The following is a 23,075-nucleotide window of genomic DNA, read 5'->3' as shown; positions in this document are numbered from 1 at the left end:
AAACACGCGCTTAAATGGCTAAAAATTTACTCATTGTTGAATCACCGGCGAAAGCCAAAACCATTGAAGGATACCTCGGGAAGGACTTTACCGTAAAATCGAGTTACGGCCATATCCGCGACCTGATAAAATCCGAAGATGCCATCGATATCAACAACAACTTCTCGCAAAGGTATGAAGTACCAGCCGATAAAAAGCAGGTAGTTAGCGAGTTAAAGAAATTAGCTAAAGAAGCAGACATTGTATGGCTCGCGTCCGATGAGGACCGCGAGGGAGAAGCCATATCATGGCACTTATTTGAAACTTTAGGATTAAAAGAGCCCGATACCCGCCGCATTGTTTTCCACGAGATAACAAAACCGGCCATTATGCGCGCTATCGAAAACCCGCGTAAAATAGATTACAACCTGGTAAATGCACAGCAAGCTCGCCGCGTTTTAGACCGTTTGGTGGGTTTTGAGCTTTCGCCCGTTTTGTGGAAAAAGGTTAAACCGTCGCTGTCTGCCGGGCGTGTACAATCGGTAGCCGTTAGGCTGATCGTTGACCGCGAACGCGAGGTAAACAAATTTAAATCAGACGCCGCCTTTAAAATAGTGGCCCTGTTTGGCAAAGGCCGCGATGCCTTTAAAGCCGAACTGCCCGAGCGTTTCAGCAAACAGGAAGACGCCGAGAAGTTTTTGCAGGATTGTATCGATGCCATCTTCGAGATAAAATCACTGGAGACCAGGCCAACCAAGCGTTCGCCTGCCGCGCCATTTACAACCTCCACTCTGCAGCAGGAAGCCAGCCGTAAATTGGGTTATTCGGTTGCGCGTACCATGCAGGTCGCGCAACGCCTTTACGAGTCGGGGTATATCACTTATATGCGTACCGATTCGGTGAACCTGAGCGATACCGCATTGAACGCCGCGCAACAGGAGATAACATCTGCCTATGGCGATAAATACCATCAGCAAAGGAAATATAAAACCAAAAGCGCAGGAGCACAGGAAGCCCACGAAGCCATCCGCCCTACATACTTTAACAACCATACCATTGATGGCGAAAGTAACGAGAAACGCCTTTACGAACTGATCTGGAAACGCGCTATCGCATCGCAAATGAGTGAAGCGCAGTTTGAGAAAACCGTTGCAAAGATCAGTATATCAACACGTGAAGAAGACCTGGTCGCCAACGGTGAAGTAATGAAGTTTGATGGTTTCCTGAAGGTTTACCTGGAAAGCTTTGACGAAGACGAGGAACAAACCGCCGACGGCGAGAATGCCATATTGCCCCCGTTAACCAAAGGCCAGGTTTTAGCCTTGCAGGAATTATCGGCCACCGAAAGGTTCTCGCGCCCGCCTGCACGTTATACCGAAGCAAGTTTGGTGAAAAAATTAGAAGAACTTGGTATCGGTCGCCCATCAACCTACGCCCCTACCATATCTACCATACAAAACCGCGGTTACGTGGTTAAGGAAGAGCGCGAAGGCCGCCAGCGTAACTTTAGGGTGATGACGCTAAAAGGCGGTAACATCAGCAAGGAAACCAAAACCGAGAATACCGGCGCCGAGCGTGGTAAGCTATTCCCTACAGATATTGGCGCTGTAGTGAACGACTTTTTAGTGTTGCATTTCCAGGGCATTGTCGATTTTAACTTTACCGCCAGCGTTGAAAAACAGTTTGATGAGATAGCCCAGGGCCTGCAGGATTGGACAAAGATGATCCGTACTTTTTACGACCCTTTTCATAAGGATGTACAAAGCACTATTGAAACTGCCGACAAAGCAACCGGCGAACGCGAATTAGGCGTACACCCGGAGAGCGGTAAAAAAATGTCGGTACGTATAGGCCGTTACGGTCCGTTCGTGCAGGTTGGTGATAACCCAAGCGACGAAAGCGAGGAAAAACCTTTATATGCAAGCCTGCGCACCGGCCAAAGTATTGAAACAATCAGCCTGGAAGAAGCGCTTGAATTGTTTAAACTACCAAAAGCTTTGGGCGAGTATGAAGGTAAGGTAATGAAGGTGGCTATCGGTCGTTTTGGCCCTTACATTAGCCATAACAGCGCGTTTATATCGGTACCCAAAGAGTTGGATCCGCTTGATGTTACACATGAGCAGGCAATTGAATTAATTGAAGCCAAGCGTAAAAAGGATGCCGAAAGGTTGATCAAATCGTTCCCCGAGGATGAAACCGTTAAAGTTTTAAACGGGCGCTGGGGGCCATATATCGAATTTGGCAAACTAAACGTTAAGATCCCTAAAGACATTACCGACCCCACAACACTAACATACGAGCAATGCAAGGCTTTGGCCGATGCCATGCCTAAGGATGCCAAAAAAGGCCGTTTCGGGAAGACCGTAGCAGCCGCGAAACCTGCGGCTAAAAAAGCGCCGGCCAATAAAAAAGCGGTAACGAAGAAGAAGTAATTTGTTGAAACGTTTAAAGTTAGAATGTTGTAACGTTAATATCGCGTTAGAAAAGCAACATTTAAACTTTGCAACATTCCAACCTTACAACAACTAATACAAAATGATAAAAGACCTGCCACCAAATGTGGTTAAAGATATAGCTGTTGCGGTTGCGTTAGAAGGTGAAAACCCCGAAAGCAAGATCTGGTATGTGTACCTGATCAATTTAAAAAATGTACCGCTTGAAAACGTACTGGTAACCTCAAAAGGTTACGGTGAAAAAGATGGCGAACTGGTTAAAACTTCCATCCTGCGCCACTCCTTCCCGCTGGTAGAAGCTAACTCTTATAAACTAATCGAGCCTATCGACGAGCAAACCTTTGGGTTGAATAACGAATATTGGTTAAGTTATTATATCGGGCGCGAGATCTTCGACAAAAAATTCATCTTCCTGCCCGAAAGCATCGTGGACGACAACTTTATCAAACTCCCCATTGTTAACAAACCGGGTGTAATGATCCTTTAATTATTCAGATCGTACAACTGATGTATGGATGATCTAAGGTCGGCGTATAGCTTTTTGTAGATAGGAAAAATCTTGCTGTAGATAGCATAGGCTTCGGCATTCGGCTCTATCACCACCCTGTCCGCGGCTTCGTTATTTATAATTTGGCTGATATCCACACCTAAAGCTTCCATTGCCAGGTAAATGGCGCCAATGGCCGATGCATCTCCAGATTGCAGCAACACCAGTTTTTTGCCGGTTATATCGGCCAGTAGTTGCACCCACGTTGCCGATGAGATGAACCCGCCGCTTATTACAACTTCGCTGATGGGTTGCGCCGGGTTTTCAACGGCTTTAAGCACATCGTTCAACGCAAAACAAATCCCTTCTAAAGCTGCCCTTAAAAAGTGCTGTTGCTGGTGTTTAAAGTTGATATTGATAAACGCCCCCGAGCTTTTAGCATCCCAAACGGGCGCGCGTTCGCCGTACAGGTACGGTAAAAATACCAGTCCGTCGCTGCCGGGCTTTACGGTTTCTATTTCGTTAAAAAGTTGCCTGTATGTTTCTTCGGTTACCGGTTCAATCTTTAGGAAATCTTTAAGGAGCCAGTTTACAGCCGCCCCGCCATTATTTACCGCCCCGCCGCTGATGAAAGTATTGGCATTTAGCAGGTAATTAAACGTCATGGCATCATAATTATACACCGGTGCGTTGCCGCCTACCCTTACCGCGCCGCTGGTGCCAATTGTAAGCGCCCCTACTCCCGGCCTTACCGCGTTGCCGCCCAGGTTAGCACAGCAGCCGTCGCTGGCGCCGATAATAAAAGCGGTTTGGCTATCAACCCCGCGCAAAATATCCGTTGTAATGTATCGCTTGTGGTTAGTATTAACAGGCATCGAAAGCTTTGAGAGATCGATCGCGGCTAAATCAAGCGCCTTATCATACCATTTCAGTTCCAGCACATCAAACATGCCCATGGCCGATGCTATAGAATAATCTACCTCGAAAGCGCCGAACAACTTAAACCACACGTACTCTTTAACCGATATAAATTTATGGGCTTTTTTAAATAATGCGTTGTCGTATTCGCGCAGCCACATCAACTTGCATAAGGGCGACATGGCATAAATTGCCGTACCCGTGTGCCGGTAAAGGTCTTCGCCTTCGGCAGATTTTCTTATTTGCCGGGCAATATCCCCGCTTCGCGAATCAGACCAAAGCATGGCATCCGCCAAGGCATTGCCATGTTCATCAACAGGCATAATACTATGCATGGCACTACTGAAACTGATAGCGATAGGGGCTGCATTTAACTTAGTGGTTACCTGGTTTATGCACTTTACAAATGCCTGCCATATCAGTTCGGGGTTTTGTTCGCTGTAACCGGGCTTGGGGTTACTGGTTTGATAATGGCTTTGGGCGGTGGCAATTGTTTTGCCGGCAGTATCAACAGCTACTGCTTTTGTGCTGCCTGTACCCAAATCAATACCTATCAAGTAATTTTGCATAACCTTAACCCCGTTAACCGGATGCGTAAACTTAGCAGAAGATATTTAAAAAATAATCCACAATGGCAATATTTGTCAACAATTGCATCCCGAAGTGCGGAATTTAATTCACTATCTGATAATTTACCCTACTTTTAAATAAAAAATCTAAAACCAAAATTTTGTGTAGTTAGCTGTAAGATAAATATTTGGTGCCGGCAATAACCATTTAGTAGTAATTGGCATGATATTTTTTAGGGTATTAAATATAAAAATGTCATATTTATATCCAGAAACTACGAATTAGAGTCGGCATGAAAAAAACTTTACTGATTGTTGATGACGATTTGAGTATATTAAAATTACTCAACTTTATATTATCTAAAGATTACGAGATAGTTGTAAAAAACAATGGTATTGAGGCTTTTAGCTGGCTGGAGGATGGTAACATGCCCAAACTAATTATCTCTGACTTACAAATGCCTTATTTTGACGGACAATCATTCCTGAAAAATGTTAAAATAAGCGGGTTTTACCGCGATATCCCTGTTATCATGCTCTCGGCAGCACACGACCTTGACGAGCAGGTTGCCAATATGCCTTTTAAGGTTGATGCTTACATGCATAAGCCGTTTAACCCTACTACCCTTAAAACAGCCATTAATCACGCCTTAAAAGTTTATGACGAACAAGACAGCAACTGATTGGAACGAAAACTCGAACTCCCAGATCAGGATTGCGTATGCAGGCTTGGAATTGAAGGAACTGGTGGCGAATGATTTGGCAAGTTATTTCCGCATAGATTTTAATAACACCATTAAAGAACTTGAGGATTACCTGGGCGATCAGTCGATACTAACCATACCCGATATTATATTGGTTGAGGTTGATAAGGACGAAGAATGCTTCGCGCTGGTTGACCGTTTAAGACATAATTTTTTATTGAACGGGTTGATCATTGTAATGCTGTCAACCAAAAAGGATAAAAAACAGGTGCAAAAAGCCATGCAGCTAAAATTGCACGATTTTTACACCTACCCTTTCTCTACATCAGACCTGCGCGAAAGGCTTAATTTTTTGGTGAAATTTAAACTGATAAAACCGAAACTGATTGAACTTTCAAAGGAAGTTGATATTACCTACAAAATGCCATTTGGCAAACGGTTTCTGGATCTGTTTATAGCGGGCGGTATGTTTATTTGTTTGCTGCCGGTTATGGCGCTTGTGGCAATAGCCATAAAATTAGATTCAAGAGGCCCCATATTTTATAAAAGCAAGCGCGTAGGCACGGGTTACAAGGTATTCGATTTTTACAAATTCAGGAGCATGCGTACCGATGCCGACCAGTTGTTAGCACAAATGGCTGTTGACAACAACCAGTACGCGGCCGAAGAAGAAGGGTCGGCAAAGGCAGCCTTTGTTAAAATAAAAAACGACCCGCGTATTACCAAGCTTGGTAACTTTCTGCGCGGTTCAAGCCTTGATGAGCTACCACAGTTGTTTAATATCATCAGGGGCGATATGTCTGTAGTGGGGAACAGGCCTTTACCTGTTTACGAAGCAGAAATGCTTACTTCAAACGAATGGTCGATGCGTTTTTTAGGGCCGGCCGGCTTAACCGGGTTGTGGCAGATAAGCAGGCGGGGAAAAGAAGATATGAGCGAACGGGAACGTAAAAAACTCGACAATTTTTACGCACAAAAATATTCGTTGTGGCTTGATCTGAAAATAATTATTGGAACTGTACCCGCGTTATTTCAAAAAGAGAAGGTTTAAAAATGAACAATAAATTGAAAATATTTTGCGTGTTGATGCTTGCCGTTTTAAGCACATCGGCATTGCATGCGCAAGAGTCATTTATTACCGAGGTTTCCTATCCATATCTGGATAAACTGATAGCTACCGCAAAAAAGAACTACCCCGAGGTTAAAGTACGCCAGGCACAGGTAAATGCAGCTAAAGCCGCGCTTACGCAATCAAAGGTGATGTGGCTGGATGCTTTTACGGCATCGTACATTTACAGCCCGCGAAATTCGCTTAACCTGGCCAACCCTACTTTTTTCAATGGTTACCAGATAGGTATTTCGGTAAATCTGGGTGCACTGCTTTCAAAGCCTTTTGCTACCCGTACAGCCAAAGAAACCGTTAATATTGCCCAATATCAGCAGCAGCAATACAACTTATCTATCGAGGCCCAGGTAAAGCGCCTGTATTTTGCTTACCTGGAAGCACAGGCCGACCTGCGTAACCGCGCAAGGGCTGTTGTTGATGGCGAAATTGCGGTTAAACAATTAAAATATACGTTTCAAAAAGGTGAGAGCACGTTTCACGATTATAACGAAGCTTTAACGAGTTTATACAATCAAAATTCATTCAAAGTACAAAGCGAACTGGCCACGTTAACTGCGAAGGCAAATCTTGAAGAAATTCTGGGTGTTAAATTAGAAGAGGTTAAATAGGGCATGGAGTTAGGGAATTTTTTTAAACTTTTATGGAAACATAAGAACCTGCTGATCATTATTCCGCTGGTTACAATCATCGTCTCTTACTTCCTGGTAAAAAACCTTGCAGATAAATACATATCAAGCGCACAAATAGCCACGGGTATTGTTGATGAATCGCGCCACTTATTAGATGCCGACCCCACCGGCGCCGCTAAAGAGCAATCCATAAATCACGAGTTTAGCAACCTGATAGAGATAATGAAGCTTAAAACGCTTGTTAACCAGGTATCTTATCAGCTTATATTGCACGACCTTACCGATAGCGTTCCGTTTAAGCCCCAAAGCAAGTTATTTGCAAGCATGAACCCCGCAGCGCGCAAACACGCTGTTGAACTATTCACCGATAAATTTAACAAGCGCCAACCCCTTTCCTATTATAACAAGGACGAGAACGGCTTGAACGAACTGTTACGGTCCATGAAGTACGACGAGCGATCGCTACGGAAAGATCTTTACATTAACCGCGACGAGGACAGCGATTTTATCACGGTGAGTTATGAATCAGGCAACCCGCAGCTATCGGCTTTTGTGGTTAACGTACTTTGCAAGGAATTTATTGATTACTATACCCACACGGTTAGGCAAAACGAAACCGACGCGGTTAATTACCTGGCAAAATTGCTCGACGAAAAGCGCCGGGCATTAAACACAAAAACACAGCAGCTGCAGGATTATAAGATCAAGAACGGCATCATTAATCTTGATGAACAGTCGAAATCGATCTTTGACCAGATCATGATCTTTAACGATCGTAAGCAGCAGGCCGAAAAAGATGTTGCCTCGTACGATGGCGCTATCCAAAAGATCAACAATAAGTTTGACCCGGGCGAGCGTAAATACATCGAGGCAACCATCAGCAAATACAACCAGGATGTCATCAATTCGCAGGACCAACTGCACCTGCTTACCGACAGGTATGTGAGGAGCGGTTTTAACCCTAAATTAAAACCGGCTATCGATTCGCTGTCGGGTAAGCTTACCGCTCAAATAAACCAAACTTCTGATAAGTACATCACCAGCCCGTTAACCGCTAAGGATGACCTGGTAAAACAAAAACTTACGCTCGAAGTAACCCGCGACCTGGCTAAATACAGCATCAAAGCTATTACCGGGTCGTTAAACCAGTTAAATGCCAAATTTAACCGTTTAGTGCCCTTTGATGCCAATGTTAAAACCTACAATTACGATATCGACATTGCCAGTAAAGAATACCTTGATGTATTGAACAAATACAACCAAACCAACCTGCAGTCAACCTTCTCTATAAAGCTAAGACAGGCCGAGGCTGCCACACCGGATGCTGCCGAGCCCTCCAAAAAAATGCTGCTGATCATATTAGGAGGTATGGTAAGCTTTGCATTTTGTGTAATTGTATTATTTGGGATATTCTTTTTTGATGACACCATTAAAGAGCCCCGCGACCTGGTTAACCGTACGCATTTGCCATTACTTGGCCATTTAAACACGGTTATGGGTTCGCTCGACCTTAAAAAGCTTTGGGATGTAGAGCACCGCGATAAAATGAAGCTGTTTAAAGAACTGATCCGTTCTATCCGTTTTGAGATAGACCAGGAGCTGCGCGGCGAGAAGGTGCTGGGCATTACCAGCTTGGCCAACCACGAAGGTAAAACGGTGCTGGCCATCAGCCTGGCTTACTCCTACTCCATGATCAACAAAAAGGTATTGCTGATAGATGGTAACTTTATTAACCCAACAATTAGTAACACAGTGCAGCCCAAGGTGTATGTTGAGGACTATTTTAAAAATAACCCTGATAATTACGAGCCTTTTAGCAATACTACAAACGTAATGGGTAACCACGGCGGCGATGTAACCCTGCTGGAAGTTAGCGACGAGAATTTTATCCGCAGCAGGTTTAACGAGTTAAAAACCAAGTACGATATCATCATTATTGAAACACCGCCGCTTTCATCCCTCAACAAGTCAAAAGAATGGTTACTGTTCGCAAATAAAACCATCGCCATTTACGAGGCCAATAAAGGTATTGCCAAGTGGCAAAAAGATGATATAAATTTTTTAAGAAACCTTAACGGAAAATTTGCCGGCTGGGTGTTAAACAAAACCGACCCAAAAAAGGACAGGTTCTGATCTACCGGGCAATGCTGGCTCACTATTAACCTTTAATTCTTTTTAACATGAGGATAAAACCGGCAGAGAAAGAGGGCGATGTTTTTAAAGACCTTACCCCTCTTGAACAAAAAACACGCAAAGCGGCTATTGTATTGGCCTTTGTAGGTGTATTTGTTTGGGCAGCTAAGATTTTATTTTTCTAAATAAGGCATTACATGCTTAACAACCAGGCACAAAAAACAGGCTTTATTGCCAATTTCTTCCATAAGCTGATCTCGGGCGAAATATCTACGTTTAAGCTGATCCTGCTGTTGTTGCCTGTGGCGCTGTTTGTAGCTGCTGCCATAGCTGTTGGGGGCATTATAGCGGCGGGGGGCCTGCTGGTGGTATTTATTGGTATCCCAATAGTTTTGGGTATTGTAGCCTATCCAAAGTTCGGGATAGCGGTTTTAATGGTGGTGGCCTTCTTCCTGAACTATGTTTCTGAATTTGTACCGCCCGACACCCCTACCGGTATTATCCTTGATGCCATTACCTATCTGCTTATATTCGGATTTTTATTAAAATTTAAGTACGATAAAGACTGGACCTACTTTCAAAACCCCATTAGCTATCTGGTACTTGCCTGGCTGGCCTATAACTTCCTGGAGGTTATAAACCCTGTATCGCCATCAATACTGGCCTGGGTTTATACGGTACGTACGGTGGGCTTTATCATGCTCATGTACTTTATATTTGTTTACCAGATCCGCTCGGTCGAAACCATCCGGTTTTTAATAAAGCTTTGGCTGGTGCTGGCGTTCCTGTCGGCTTTGTCCGGCTTTCAGCAGGAAAACTTCGGCCTTTTTTCGTTCGAAAAAACCTGGTACTATTCAGACCCGCTGCGTTTAAGCTTTTTATACATCAACGGCCATTTGCGTAAGGTTGCCATCTTCCCAGATCCGGTAACTTTTTCGTACAATATGGTTGTTGCGGCTATACTATGTTTGTGCATTATCTTCCGTAAGATAAAAACCTACAAAAAAATAATACTGGCCTGTATGATACCCTTCTTTTTCCTGGTGATGTTATACTCGGGCACCAGGGGGGCGTATGTTTTACCACCGGCGGCATTGGCACTACTGGCTGTTATGAATTTTAACAAAAAGATATTAATGTTTGTTATTGGTGCGGGCTTTGCTTTGGGCATTTTGATATTTATGCCTACCTCCAACCAGTTTATAAAGCGCTTTCAAACGGCTTTCAGGCCATCAGATGATGCATCATTTAACGTACGCGCCGAAAACCAAAAGCGCATTAAACCGTATATACTATCGCATCCAATTGGCGGTGGCCTGGGTTCGGTAGGTATATGGGGGCGGCGGTTCGCGCCAAACTCGTTCCTCGCAAAATTTCCGCCGGATAGCGGTTATGTACGTGTTGCTGTAGAAATGGGATATATAGGCTTGCTGCTGTTTTGTACTTTAATGTTTGTGATATTAAAAACTGGTATTAATAATTATTATCTGATAAAAAATCCCGAACTTAAAATTTATTGTTTGGCAATGGTATTGATCATATTTGTATTTAATATTGGTAATTATCCGCAACAGGCATTAGTGCAATATCCGTCGAATATTTTGTTCTATCTTGCATGTGCATTGTTAAGCGTAACGTTAAGGTTAGATAAGCAGGAACGGGAAGCAGAGATCAATAATAAGGGTGCTAAACTAACCGCCTGATAAAAAATAGATAATGTCGTTACTTACTATAGTAAAATCAAACCCACGGTTAAAAAAGTTTGTACACTGGCTTATTGTGCAACCGGGCAGGGCTGCGCCAAGGCTTTGGGTAAAGTGGTTTATTACGCCTTTTATACACAAACGCGGCCGGGGGTCGGTTATCCGGTTCTATTCGCGGCTTGATATTTTTCCCTTCAATCACTTTGAACTTGGCGCCTACAGCGTTATAGAGGATTTTGCCGTTATTAACAACGGTGTGGGCGATATTATAATTGGCCACCATACAGGTATCGGCCTCAGTAATATTATGATAGGCCCTGTAACTTTAGGTAACTATGTAACCATGGCGCAGCATGTTGTACTATCAGGCTTAAACCATGGTTTCGAAGATGTTACGGTATCTACCCGATTGCAAAAAGTTATCACTAATCAAATTACCGTTTGCGATGATGTTTGGATAGGTGCCAACGCGGTAATTACAGCCGGTGTAACCATTGGCAAGCATTCGGTTATTGGCGCGGGCAGCGTAGTTACAAAAGATATACCCGAGTATTGCGTTGCCGTAGGTAACCCCGCAAAGGTTATCAAAAAATATAATTTCGACACAGCCACCTGGGAAAGGGTTTAGCCGTATAAGCAGTATATGCCCAATTTAAACAAACTTGTAAACAAGCATACCATATCCTTAGCCACAAGTGCGGCTATGCCGGTTATAGGTATGCTTGTGCTATCATTAATGGCCCATAACCTCCCCGCGGCCGATTTTGGTAATTACATTTTTCTGCTAATAACCATCCTGCTTGCCGATACCTTTCGTAATGGTTTTGTACAAACATCGCTTATTAAATTTTATGCCGGTGCAAGCAAAAAAAGGGCGGTAAATGTTGCCGGATCGGCCTGGTATGTCGGCCTGGTGCAGGCGCTTATATTTGTTGCTGCAGATGGCCTCATCTACCTTTTTTACCGCAGTAAAAGTATCGATACAGAAACAACCATACAGTGGTTTGGCATAATTTATATAACCACCTTACCCGCCGCCGTAGCATCGTACATTTTACAGGCCGAAGAAAAATTTGGCCGGATGCTTATTTTACAGGTTGTTAACCAGGGGCTTTTTCTCATCTTTATCCTCACCCTGATATTTTTGCACAAGCTGTCTTTTCAAACGGCGGTGTATGCCTATTTTGCAGGCAGCGCGGTAACCTCGTTGCTAACCATTTTTAACGGATGGGCTAAGATCCGTACCATAAAGCACCGCACTAAAGAAACCGTTAGCCAGCTGGCACATTTCGGTAAATTCAGCGTAGGCACCTCTATCAGCTCGTATCTGCTGCGCAGTTCAGATACTTTTATCATCAAATTAATGTTTAACCCCGCCCTGCTGGCGGTTTATTATATACCGCAGCGATTGATGGAGGTGTTTGAAATTCCCATGCGCGCCGGTGTCGCTACGGCAATGCCCGAGCTTTCGGCAGCAGTACATAAAAATAACCCCGAAGAGGTTGCAGTTATCATGAAACGATACGCCGGTATGCTTACGGTAGCGCTTATACCTATTGCCATTGTTGCCTTTTTGTTGGGAGAGGTTGTTATCGAGATACTTTTTGGAAAACAGTACCGCGATACCGAAGCTGTTAATATATTCCGCCTGTTTATGTGTTACGTAATGCTCATGCCTATCGACAGGTTTTTTGGCATTACGCTGGATATTATCAATAAACCGCACCTTAACATGTTAAAGGTATTGTTAATGCTTGTAGTTAATGTAGCCGGCGATTTTATTGGGATCTTTATTTTTCACAGTTTATACGCGGTTGCTATCGCTTCGCTGTTCACCTTTTTTGCAGGGGCATTGTTTGGTTATTACACACTAAAAAAACACCTCAAATTTACGATAAGAGATATTTTCAGTATTGGTTACCACGAGTTAAAAGGCATTGTTAGCCATTTATTGGAAAAATCCAAAACAGATAAGGTTGATATTTAATTTTAAAGCAGCATCAATATGGGTTTTATTGCATTCCTACTTTCCATAATTTTCACCCTGGTATTTATCTACCTGGGTGTTTACAGCCTGTATTTGTTCATATTTTCGGTATTAGGTAAGCTTATCAAACAAAAGCCACCTCCTGCCGCTACTGCCTACAGCAAATTTGTAATTTATATCTGCGCTTATAAAGAGGATGCCATCATCCTTAACTCGGCCGCGCAGGCGCTTACTATCGATTACCCTAAGGATAAATTTCACGTTTGCGTTATCGCAGATTCCATGCAGCCCGAAACGATTGAAAAATTAAAGGCCATGCCTCTACAGGTTGTCGAAGTGGTTTTCGAAAGCAGCACCAAATCAAAGGCCCTGCATGCGGCAATAGCTGCCACCCACCAGGACTTTGATGCCGCCGTGGTATTTGATATCGACAACATAGCCGCGCCCGACTACCTGCACCAGATAAATAATTACCTGCACAATGGTAACCGCGTAATACAAGGCCATCGCGTAGCAAAGAACACCGAAACCCCGGTAGCCATTTTAGATGCCATAAGCGAAGAAATAAACAACCACATCTTCCGCAAAGCGCAGCAGGTGTTCAAATTATCGGCAGCCATCATAGGCTCTGGTATGGTGCTGGAGTTTAAGTTATTTAAAGATACCATGGCACAAATTGATGCCGTGGGCGGTTTTGATAAAGAAATGGGCCTGGTGCTTACCCGCCAGAAGATTCACGTAGCTTACGCCGATAAAGCTTACATTTATGATGAAAAGGTAAGTAATCCCGAGGTTTTCAAAAAACAACGCCGCCGTTGGTTATCAGCTCAATTTAACTTGTTAAAAACATACGGCTTAACGGGTTTTAAAGAGCTGTTTGCACATGGCAACTTCGACTATTTTAACGAGATCTATCAAACCGCCATACTTCCGCGTATATTAATGCTTGGGTTAATGCCTTTGATGTTATTGATATCTTTATTAACGCCCGGCATTGGCCCCGGCTGGCATTTGTGGCTGGCAGCAACAGCCTGCTGCTACATTGGTATATTAGTTGCAGTACCCGGCGAGTTCTTTAACAGTAAGCTACTGGGCGCTGTATTAAAAATCCCGTTGATATTTTTTACTATGCTGGCTTTATTGTTCAAGCTAAAGGGTGCAAACAAAAAATTTATTCATACACCGCATAACCCGGGCGCAAACTAATTACGTAAGTACGGGTACAATAATATAAAAATGGGGAATTTGCTACCCGTAGATGATTAAAAGCAATAACATTATTAAATTTATAGTGCCAGGGTTAAATAAAGTATGGAAGCAGTACTAAATAATACAGCAGTAGATTATCCAAAAAACAAACCGCTTCACAGCTTAATTGCTGAGAGTGCTGCAAAGTACCCTGATAAAATTGCGCTCAGGTTTCATCATACCGCCCTTACTTATACCGAATTAAACAATACCGCCAACCGCCTTGCCCGGGAACTACTGAAAAAAGGCGTAAAAACCGGCGATATCATAGGCCTTGCGCTCGATAGGTCGCCCGAAATGGTGATATCCCTGCTGGCTATCCTCAAAACCGGCGCGGCGTATGTACCACTCGATCCCGAATACCCAAAAGACCGTATCGAGTTTATGCTGGACGATTCGGCGGCAACCATTTTAATTACATCAACAAAGTATAAAGGCCATTTCGCTTCAAATACTACCGAGGTTTTAATTGAGGAAGCGTTAAGCAGCTCTGCAGATCATAGCAATGATGAGCCCGATACCAATGTTACCGGGCAGGATCTTGCCTATGTGCTATATACATCAGGTTCTACAGGTAAGCCAAAAGGGGTGCAAATTGCGCATCACAGTTTGGTTAACCTCATGTACAGCCTGCAAAAGGCCCCGGGAATTACTTCTGCCGATAAAATGCTCGCGGTAGCTACCATATCCTTTGATATAGCCGGCGTAGACCTTTACTTGCCATTAAGTGCAGGCGCCGAGATCATCCTTGCCGATTCTATCACCGCTAAAGACGGGCGCGCGCTGCTGGATATCATCCGCGGGCATAATGTAACTATTTTACAGGCCACCCCCTACACCTGGCGCATGATGTTGGAAGTAGGCTGGGACGACTACCTGCCGATAACCGTATTTTGCGGCGGCGAAGCCATGGCAAAAGACCTGGCCGAAAGATTATTATCCCGCGCTAAGGTAGTATGGAATATGTACGGCCCTACCGAAACTACTATCTATTCTATTATTAAAAAGGTAACCGATGCTAACGACATTACTATTGGCTGGCCGGTTGATAACACGCAGGTGTACATACTTGACGAAGAACGTAATAACCTTACCGACGGCGGGATAGGCGAAATTTACATTGGTGGCGTGGGCATGGCCTGGGGGTATTTAAACCGACCCGACCTTACCGCCGAGCGCTTTATTGATAACCCTTTTGCACCCGGCGAAAAGATCTACCGCACGGGCGATCTGGCTAAACTGAAGCCCGATGGCGACATCGTTTACCTGGGCCGGATAGATCACCAGGTTAAGGTACGCGGCTACCGGATCGAACTGGGCGAGATAGAACACAACCTGGGCAAACAGCCAGGCATTAAACAAGCCGTAGTTATTGCCCGCGAAGATACGCCAGGCATTCCCCGCTTAGTGGCTTATGTGGTACTGGAATCAGGCCAAACCGGCATACCCGACAAAAGCGTTTTAGATAATTGGGATAAGGCCCTGCTTGAAGTATTGCCCGAATATATGATGCCTGATGATTATGTGCTGATGGATGTTATCCCGTCGACACCAAACGGCAAGATAGACCGCAAGGCGCTTCCAAAACCTGATTACAGCCACATTAACCGCTCCGGCGAGTACGTGGCCCCGCGCACCAGTAATGAAAAACTGGTTGCCGATATATGGGAAGAATTAATGGGGTTGGATAAGATCAGCATATTCGACAATTTCTTTCAGCTTGGAGGCCGTTCGTTGGTGGCGGTAAAAATTATGGCGCGCTTAGAACAGGAAACCGGTAAACGCCTGCCATTAGCTACGCTGTTCGAGTATTCTACCGTCGAAAAGCTGGCTGCCCGTTTAGAAATAGATGCCGAGGCCATTACCTGGGAATCCTTAGTACCGATCAAGCCAAAAGGAAGCAAAATGCCGCTTTATATCGTGCACGGCGCGGGTTTAAACGTATTGCTTTTTAACGCCCTTGCCATGAATATGGACGAGGAGCAGCCGGTTTATGGCCTGCAGGCAAAAGGCTTAAATGGTATTGACGAACCATTGGACGTGATGGAAGAGATAGCCGCCAACTACGTAGACGAAATCATCAACCACGACCCGGTTGGCCCCTATGCTGTAGCGGGTTACTCGTTGGGCGGCTTGATAGCTTACGAAATGGCCAAACAAATGCTGGCCTTAGGTAAAGATGTAAAAATGCTGGCCATGTTTGACACCTACGCCGACCAAACCCAGATCTACGACCCATGGTTAAAAAGGAAGCTGACTAACACCTGGTTCTTTGTAAAGCAACTGGCCTATACCCCCGTTTTACTTGTACAGGACCCAAAACGCACCATAGAATACAAAAGCCGCGAAATTGGCCGCCGCATCCAAAAGATTTACAAAAACATCTTTCCTGATAAGGTGAAGAAAAAGGAAGGCTTTTCGGCGTATACAGATGATATCCACGAAAGGAGCCTGGCCGCGCAGCGCAATTACCTGTTAACCCCTGTGAATATTGTAATAGAGTTATTCCGTGCTAAAAAGAAAACCTTTTACATGGACGATTTTGAATTCCTGGGATGGAGACCTTTTGCCCTTAAAGGCGTTAATGTCCATGATATCCCCGGCGAACACAACACCATCTTCGCCCCGCCAAACGACAAGCAGTTTGCCAAAGTATTGCAGGAATGTTTGGATAAAGCAGCGGAGAGCCGGGATTAAGCAGATTTTACGATTTATTGGATTCTTTAGAGCCTGACGAACGGAACGTTAGCCAAAAATGTGGCATTGGCCTGTTCGGGTGGCACTATATCTGCCTCTGCACTAACTTTCACAGAGCAGGACGCAGCCGCGATTTTTCTTTGGTTACTTTCTTTTGAGAGAAAAGAAAGTGACATCCACTGACGTCTCATAAGCTTCATTGCCAATCCTAACGAAGCACTGACTAATGATTTCTACTACAACGGCTTCCCAATCTCCCAATGATGCCCATATGGATCAATAAAATGTCCTAAACGATAACCATAGGGCTGATCGGCAACAGGATAAACCGTTTTGATTCCGGCTGCAACGGCGCGCTCTGCAAGGGCGTCGGGGTTGGCAACCATTAATCCTATCCTTACACTTATCCCTCCCAATACTTCCGGCGCAAAATTACCATGATCGGGCGATTCATCGGCAACAACTATACGCGCGCCTTCAATGGAGAGCTCGGCCACCGTCGAACCGTCCGGATCTGTATTGCCGCCTAACACTTCAGCGCCAAAAGCCTGCTTGTAAAATTCAATGGCGGCAGCGCCGTTACTCACACTTAATGTAGGAATAATAAAACTTGGATAAGCAGTATTCATAATCAACTGGTTTACACCGTAAACTTATCAAAATAAAGGGATTTTGTGAGCAAATATATTTTTGGTCATATGTTAATTTGGTAAAAGTTTTTTAAATTCATAGCAATTTACCAACCCTCACTATGAATTACCTTTCCAACCTTTTCCGTTCACGAAGAGGGCAAACCATTGTATCTGTATCACTTATTCTTATTGCTTTGGTTATTTATTTTGCCAGGCAGCACCACCGCAATAATTTAAAAGTTGATGCCGCATTTGGCAGGTACATTGAATCGTACACCACTGGAGTTATCTCCAAACAAAGCACCATCCGTATTAAACTGGCTGGCGAGGTACAGGTTGCCCACGCGCAAAACGAGGAGTTAAAGGATGATATATTTGATTTTTCGCCATCGATAAAGGGAAAAGCCTACTGGATAGACGACCGCACCATCGAGTTTAAGCCGGCGGCGGTGTTGGATGTTGATAAAAAATACACCGCTGAATTTAACCTGGGCAAGATCATCAAAGTAGATAATGGTTTTGAACAATTTAAGTTCGGTTTCCAAACCATAAAGCCAGATTTCAGCATCACATTTGCAGGTCTGCGGAGCGAAACCGCTACTTCGGGTGAAAATATGAAACTTATCGGCACCATACAAACCGCCGACACCGAAGACCAGGCAGGTGTAGAAAAGCTACTGAATGTAAGCTATAATACACCGGTAAAAGTTAACTGGGTACATAACCCTATAGCCAAATCGCACCAGTTTACCATCACCAAAATAACCCGCACCACAACCGCCAACCCGCTTACGGTAGGCTGGGATGGCGACAAACTGGATATCGACAAAAAAGGCACCCAGGAGTTTAGGGTGCCCGCCGTTGGTGATTTTAAGGTACTGGATATAAAAGCCGTGATGGATAACGATCAGTACGTATCCGTGCAATTCTCTGATCCCATTATGGTGGGCCAGGAACTAAGCGGACTTATCGGCATTAACAACTCCGGCGACCTGGCTTATACCATTGATGGCAGTATTGTAAAAGTATATGCCCCCGAGCGTTTGCAAGGCAATTTCAGCGTTTTGGTGAATGAGGGTGTGGAAGACATCTATCACCGAAAAATTAAAAAAGCATATACCGCCAACGTGTTTTTTGAGAACCGCGAACCGTCGGTCACCATCCCCGGCAAGGGCGTGATACTCCCCGATTCAGGTAAACTGATGATGCCCTTCGAGGCCGTAAACCTGAGCGCGGTTGATGTAAGCATTATCAAGATCTACGAGAACAATGTACCCCAGTATTTCCAGAATAATGGTTTCGATGGTGGTTACGAGCTGCGCCATGTGGGCAAGCCCATCGTACAGAAAACCATCAGGCTGGATAATGATAAGGGTTTAAATCTTAACAAAAAAAACCGCTTTATGCTGGATGTAGACCAGCTGATGCGTACCGAGCCGGGAGCAATTTACCGGGTTATTATTGGCTTTAGGAAGGAATATTCGCTTTATAATTGCAGTGCCGGTAAGCTTGTAGCCAAAAATGGTGACGACGATTACTACGAAAACGAGTATGCGGGTGATAATATCAGCAAGGTAAATGATGAGGACGACGATTTTTGGCAGCGTTACGATAATTACTACCCCGAAAATTACAACTGGCAGGAACGTAACGACCCCTGCACCGAATCGTATTTCAGTAAGCAGCGCTGGGCAACGCGCAATATCATCGCCTCGAACATCGGCCTGATAGCCAAACGCGGCAACGACAACAACATGACCATTGCCGTAACCAACATCCTGAGTGCCGAACCTATGAGCGGCGTTGACCTGGAATTGTTGGATTACCAAAAACAGGTGATCTTGAAAACCAAGTCGGATGGCGATGGTATGGCCACGTTTAACCTGAAACGTAAACCTTATCTGCTGGTTGCCAAAAAAGGTAAGGAACGCGGTTATCTGAAACTGGACGATGGCAGTTCCCTCCCACTCTCCCGCTTTAATGTTGGTGGCGAGCAGGTGCAGAACGGCCTAAAAGGTTTCCTTTATGGCGAGCGCGGTGTATGGCGCCCCGGCGATTCTGTGTTTGTAACTTTCATTTTAGAGGATAAGCTAAAAACGCTGCCGGCAGATCACCCGGTGGAGTTTGAACTTTATAATCCCAACGGGCAGTTGTACCGCCGTATCACCCGGACAAGCTCGGTAGATGGCTTTTACAGTTTTCATACGGCTACCGAAACATCATCGCCTACCGGTAACTGGAATGCTAAGGTAAAAGTTGGCGGCGCGGTGTTTGAAAAGAAAATAAAGGTGGAAACCATTATGCCAAACCGCTTGAAGTTAAAACTTGATTTTGGCGGCGCTACCGAGCTAACCAAAGGCAGCGGCGCAAACGGCACCTTGAATGCGCAATGGCTGTTTGGCGGCATAGCCCAAAATTTAAAAGCAAAGGTTGACGCCTTCCTGTCATCACAAAAAACCAGCTTTAAGGGTTATGAGGACTATAATTTTGACGACCCTACCCTTGCCTTTAACACCCAGACACAAACCGTTTTTGACGGCAAGCTAAACGAAAATGGTACAGCGGCCATCAATACCGACATCAATGTAGAAAAACAGGCGCCGGGGCAGCTGCGCGCCAATTTTGTGGTAAAAGTATTTGAGCCTGGAGGCAACTTTAGCTTGCAGCAGGCCAGCATGCCTTATAATGTTTATAATGGCTATGTGGGCATTAAAACACCAAAAGGCAGCGATTTGAGCGGCATGCTGGTGACCGATAAAACCCACGTAATAGAGATTGCCGATGTAGATACCAAAGGCAATGCTATGGTAGGTAACCGCACGGTTGAACTGGAACTGTACAAAGTGCAGTGGCGATGGTGGTGGGATGAGACCGGCAACGAGCTAAGCAACTTTACGCAGGACCGCTACAACAAACTTATTAAAACCGAGAACGTACAGCTGGTAAATGGTAAAGGCAAATGGAACCTTAAAATTAACCAGGCCGACTGGGGCCGGTACCTTATCCGCGTAAAAGATGCTGAAACAGGCCACTCTACCGGTAAAATTATTTATGTGGATTGGCCAAACTGGTCGGAAAGATTGCAGAACACCGACCCTACCGAGGCGGCAATGCTTTCGTTTACATCTGATAAGCCAAACTATAAGGTTGGTGAGGAAGCTACGCTAACCATCCCAACGGGCGGTGATGGCCGCGCGTTGATCAGTTTTGAAAATGGCAGCAAGGTTTTAAAAACCGTTTGGATAGATACCAAAAAAGGCGAAACACGCTACAGCTTTAAGGTGAACGAAACCATGGCGCCAAACGTTTTTGTGAACGTTACGCTATTGCAGCGCCACGCCCAAACGGTTAACGATCTGCCTATCCGCATGTATGGCGCTATTCCCCTGGTGGTAGATAATCCTGAAACCATCCTGAAACCGGTGATCAGCATGCCGGATAAGATAAGGCCCGAAACGCAATCGGCTATCACAGTATCCGAAGCATCAGGCAAGGAAATGACTTACACCATTGCCATTGTGGATGAAGGCCTGCTGGATATCACTAACTTTAAAACACCTGATCCGCACGAAGCATTTTACGCCCGCGAAGCCTTAGGTGTAAAAACCTGGGACTTGTTCGATTACGTGATCGGCGCGTTTGGCGGGGGATTGGAGCGCATCCTGAGCATAGGCGGCGACGGTACCAATGGCACCAATAAAAACGTAACCATAAACCGCTTTAAACCCGTGGTGAAATTTATGGGGCCGTACCACCTAAACAGCGGCGATAAGCAAACCCATAAGTTTACCCTGCCACAATACGTGGGCTCGGTTAAGGCAATGGTAATTGCCGGGCACAATGGCGCTTACGGTACGGCCGAAAAAGCAGTCGCTGTTAAAAAGCCGCTGATGATACTGGCTACCCTGCCGCGTGTGCTTGGCCCATCGGAAAGTGTGCAGTTGCCCGTTACTGTTTTCGCTATGGAAAACAACATCAAATCGGTAAGTGTACAGGTACAATCAAACGCGTTCAGCAATTTGGGTGGTAACAATACCAAGGTGGTAACTTTTGCCAAACCGGGCGATCAATTGGTAACCTTTGACCTCAACGTGAAAGATTTTGTTGGCATAGGCAAAGTGAAGATCATTGCCAAAGCAGGCAGCGAAACGTCGGCTTACGATGTGGAACTGAACGTTCGCAACCCTAACCCGCCGGTAACCCGCATCATCGAAAAAGAACTAAAACCAGGCGAATCATATTCAACTGCGTACAATGCCATAGGCATTAACGGCACCAATAAAGCCACGTTGGAGGTTGCCAGCATCCCGCCGTTGAATTTGGCTAAGCGATTATCCTATTTAATTACTTATCCGCATGGTTGTGTAGAACAAACTACGTCCTCGGCGTTTCCGCAGTTATACTTGGGACAGTTATTCGACCTTTCGCCAAGGCAAAAAGCAGAGGCAGAGCGCAATATCAAACTAAGCATTAACCGTTTGAACGGGTTTAGGGTACAAGGCGGCGGCCTTAGCTATTGGCCAGGCGAAGGCACTGCTGATGAATGGGGCACTAACTATGCAGGCCACTTCCTGATAGCGGCACAGGCAAAAGGTTACAGTCTGCCATCGGGCTTTATGGATGAGTGGAAACGCTACCAAAAACAAAAAGCGGTGAACTGGTCGCCGGACCCGCGCACCAACATCCACGGGTATTATTACTATACCGACTTGGTGCAGGCATACCGTTTATACCTGCTGGCCCTATCAGGATCGCCTGAACTGGGTGCCATGAACCGCCTGCGCGAATACCAATACATCAGCGTGGAAGCACGCTGGCGACTGGCTGCTGCTTACAAACTGGCCGGGCAGCCCGAGATAGGTTTACGCATGATAGCCGGCTTGCCGACCACCATTAAACCATACAACAGCATGTATGGCACCTATGGGTCTGATCTGCGGGACGAGGCCATGATACTGGAAACCCTAACCTTGTTAGGCCAGCAGCAAAAGGCATCGGGCATGGTGCGTTTGGTGGCGTCAAAACTATCGCAGGATAGCTGGTACAGCACGCAAACCACCGCCTACTCGCTCATCGCGATAGCACAATATTGCGGCGTGAATAAAAACGGTGGCAAATTATCGTTCAATTATAATGCGGGCGCTGCCAAAGGCAATGTCAATTCAGCATCGTACATGTGGCAGCAGGAACTGGCTGCAAACGGCGGTAAGGTGACGTTGAAAAACAACGGCAGCAACAGGCTTTACGTGCGCCTGATACAGCAAGGGCAGCCATCATCAGGGCAGGATGTAAAAACCTATGTTAACCCTGATATCATGCAGATGCGAGTGGCTTACTTTACCCTTGGCGGTAAGGTTATCGACCCAACTTCGCTTAAACAGGGCAGCGATTTTGTGGCGCAGGTAACTACCAAAAACCCCGGTAAACGCGGGCGTTACGATAACCTGGCGCTCACACAGATCTTCCCATCGGGATGGGAGATCCTGAACAGCCGCATGCTGAACAATGACGAAGCGTTTAAGTCGTCGCCATCTGATTACCGCGACATCCGCGACGACAGGGTGAACACCTATTTCAGCTTAACGGAAGGTAAAGAAGCAACCTACTACGTTATGCTGAATGCCGCCTACGCGGGTAAATACTACCTACCTGCCGCGTACTGCGAAGCTATGTATAACCATGATATTAACGCGCTGATAAAAGGGCAATGGGTTGAAGTGGTGAAGTAGACCGCGATGAATCAGATTTAGCTGATGATGGGATCTGAATAAAATAATAAACTATGTCATTGCGAGCGATAGCGCGGCAAC

General features: G+C 45.2%; 15 protein-coding genes. 13 read left to right on the top strand and 2 right to left on the bottom strand.

The genetic code is table 11. The annotated features are described in order from the left end of the window. Positions 1–14 precede the first annotated feature (14 nt). On the top strand, positions 15–2,411 hold the full coding sequence (gene topA, locus EWM62_RS01075) for a type I DNA topoisomerase (protein ID WP_129874793.1): 2,397 nt from the start codon (positions 15–17) through the stop codon (positions 2,409–2,411). A gap of 103 nt (positions 2,412–2,514) precedes the next feature. Continuing rightward, a complete protein-coding gene (locus EWM62_RS01070; RefSeq protein WP_129874792.1) occupies positions 2,515–2,919 on the top strand; it encodes a hypothetical protein in 405 nt (134 codons plus the stop codon). Here EWM62_RS01070 and EWM62_RS01065 read toward each other — a convergent pair. After that, positions 2,916–4,406 carry a gluconokinase gene (locus EWM62_RS01065; protein ID WP_129874791.1) on the bottom strand — a complete coding sequence of 497 codons (1,491 nt, stop codon included), beginning with the start codon at positions 4,404–4,406 and terminating at the stop codon, positions 2,916–2,918. The genes EWM62_RS01070 and EWM62_RS01065 overlap by 4 nt on opposite strands. Positions 4,407–4,699: 293 nt before the next feature. Between EWM62_RS01065 and EWM62_RS01060 the strand changes: the two genes are divergently transcribed. The 10 genes from EWM62_RS01060 (at position 4,700) to EWM62_RS01020 (ending at position 16,633) form a co-directional block, all read left to right on the top strand. Continuing rightward, complete coding sequence (locus EWM62_RS01060; protein WP_129874790.1) at positions 4,700–5,089, top strand: response regulator; 390 nt, start codon at positions 4,700–4,702, stop codon at positions 5,087–5,089. Continuing rightward, positions 5,067–6,161, top strand: coding sequence for a sugar transferase (locus EWM62_RS01055; protein WP_129874789.1), 1,095 nt, complete (start codon positions 5,067–5,069; stop codon positions 6,159–6,161). The genes EWM62_RS01060 and EWM62_RS01055 overlap by 23 nt, the downstream gene beginning before the upstream one ends. A 2-nt stretch (positions 6,162–6,163) precedes the next feature. Beyond that, the gene (locus EWM62_RS01050; protein WP_129874788.1) at positions 6,164–6,844 is read left to right on the top strand and encodes a TolC family protein; all 681 of its coding nucleotides are present in this window, start codon (positions 6,164–6,166) and stop codon (positions 6,842–6,844) included. Between the two features lie 3 nt (positions 6,845–6,847). Continuing rightward, positions 6,848–8,998, top strand: coding sequence for an exopolysaccharide transport family protein (locus tag EWM62_RS01045; protein WP_129874787.1), 2,151 nt, complete (start codon positions 6,848–6,850; stop codon positions 8,996–8,998). 47 nt (positions 8,999–9,045) lie between these two features. Further along, entirely contained in the window at positions 9,046–9,183 is a 138-nt protein-coding gene (locus tag EWM62_RS19425; protein WP_203234953.1) for a hypothetical protein, read from the top strand. A gap of 12 nt (positions 9,184–9,195) precedes the next feature. Further along, positions 9,196–10,701: an O-antigen ligase family protein gene (locus tag EWM62_RS01040; RefSeq protein ID WP_129874786.1), complete on the top strand. Its 1,506-nt coding sequence runs from the start codon at positions 9,196–9,198 to the stop codon at positions 10,699–10,701. Between the two features lie 13 nt (positions 10,702–10,714). Beyond that, entirely contained in the window at positions 10,715–11,329 is a 615-nt protein-coding gene (locus EWM62_RS19725) for an acyltransferase (RefSeq protein WP_129874785.1), read from the top strand. 15 nt (positions 11,330–11,344) lie between these two features. After that, the gene (locus EWM62_RS01030; RefSeq protein ID WP_129874784.1) at positions 11,345–12,688 is read left to right on the top strand and encodes a lipopolysaccharide biosynthesis protein; all 1,344 of its coding nucleotides are present in this window, start codon (positions 11,345–11,347) and stop codon (positions 12,686–12,688) included. A gap of 18 nt (positions 12,689–12,706) precedes the next feature. Continuing rightward, a complete protein-coding gene (locus EWM62_RS01025) occupies positions 12,707–13,894 on the top strand; it encodes a glycosyltransferase (RefSeq protein WP_129874783.1) in 1,188 nt (395 codons plus the stop codon). Positions 13,895–13,999: 105 nt separating this feature from the next. Continuing rightward, positions 14,000–16,633, top strand: coding sequence for a non-ribosomal peptide synthetase (locus EWM62_RS01020; protein ID WP_129874782.1), 2,634 nt, complete (start codon positions 14,000–14,002; stop codon positions 16,631–16,633). 236 nt (positions 16,634–16,869) lie between these two features. Here the strand turns inward: EWM62_RS01020 and EWM62_RS01015 are convergent, their stop codons facing one another. Continuing rightward, complete coding sequence (locus EWM62_RS01015) at positions 16,870–17,262, bottom strand: VOC family protein (RefSeq protein ID WP_129874781.1); 393 nt, start codon at positions 17,260–17,262, stop codon at positions 16,870–16,872. Between the two features lie 122 nt (positions 17,263–17,384). Between EWM62_RS01015 and EWM62_RS01010 the strand changes: the two genes are divergently transcribed. Further along, on the top strand, positions 17,385–22,994 hold the full coding sequence (locus tag EWM62_RS01010) for an alpha-2-macroglobulin family protein (RefSeq protein WP_129874780.1): 5,610 nt from the start codon (positions 17,385–17,387) through the stop codon (positions 22,992–22,994). Positions 22,995–23,075: the final 81 nt, after the last annotated feature.

Source organism: Mucilaginibacter terrigena, from assembly GCF_004168255.1.
GTDB classification, from domain to species: domain Bacteria; phylum Bacteroidota; class Bacteroidia; order Sphingobacteriales; family Sphingobacteriaceae; genus Mucilaginibacter; species Mucilaginibacter terrigena.
Note: the sequence above shows the minus strand (reverse complement) of the source record. Positions and strands in the feature narration are given on the sequence as shown.

Coding starts and splice junctions, on each gene's coding strand:
- EWM62_RS01055 (WP_129874789.1), top strand. CDS start 5,067: ATGACGAACAAGACAGCAACTGATTGGAACGAAAACTCGAACTCCCAG.
- EWM62_RS19425 (WP_203234953.1), top strand. CDS start 9,046: ATGAGGATAAAACCGGCAGAGAAAGAGGGCGATGTTTTTAAAGACCTT.
- EWM62_RS01060 (WP_129874790.1), top strand. CDS start 4,700: ATGAAAAAAACTTTACTGATTGTTGATGACGATTTGAGTATATTAAAA.
- EWM62_RS01040 (WP_129874786.1), top strand. CDS start 9,196: ATGCTTAACAACCAGGCACAAAAAACAGGCTTTATTGCCAATTTCTTC.
- EWM62_RS01015 (WP_129874781.1), bottom strand. CDS start 17,262: ATGAATACTGCTTATCCAAGTTTTATTATTCCTACATTAAGTGTGAGT.
- EWM62_RS01020 (WP_129874782.1), top strand. CDS start 14,000: ATGGAAGCAGTACTAAATAATACAGCAGTAGATTATCCAAAAAACAAA.
- EWM62_RS01030 (WP_129874784.1), top strand. CDS start 11,345: ATGCCCAATTTAAACAAACTTGTAAACAAGCATACCATATCCTTAGCC.
- EWM62_RS01010 (WP_129874780.1), top strand. CDS start 17,385: ATGAATTACCTTTCCAACCTTTTCCGTTCACGAAGAGGGCAAACCATT.
- EWM62_RS19725 (WP_129874785.1), top strand. CDS start 10,715: ATGTCGTTACTTACTATAGTAAAATCAAACCCACGGTTAAAAAAGTTT.
- EWM62_RS01045 (WP_129874787.1), top strand. CDS start 6,848: ATGGAGTTAGGGAATTTTTTTAAACTTTTATGGAAACATAAGAACCTG.
- EWM62_RS01025 (WP_129874783.1), top strand. CDS start 12,707: ATGGGTTTTATTGCATTCCTACTTTCCATAATTTTCACCCTGGTATTT.
- EWM62_RS01070 (WP_129874792.1), top strand. CDS start 2,515: ATGATAAAAGACCTGCCACCAAATGTGGTTAAAGATATAGCTGTTGCG.
- EWM62_RS01065 (WP_129874791.1), bottom strand. CDS start 4,406: ATGCAAAATTACTTGATAGGTATTGATTTGGGTACAGGCAGCACAAAA.
- EWM62_RS01050 (WP_129874788.1), top strand. CDS start 6,164: ATGAACAATAAATTGAAAATATTTTGCGTGTTGATGCTTGCCGTTTTA.
- topA (WP_129874793.1), top strand. CDS start 15: ATGGCTAAAAATTTACTCATTGTTGAATCACCGGCGAAAGCCAAAACC.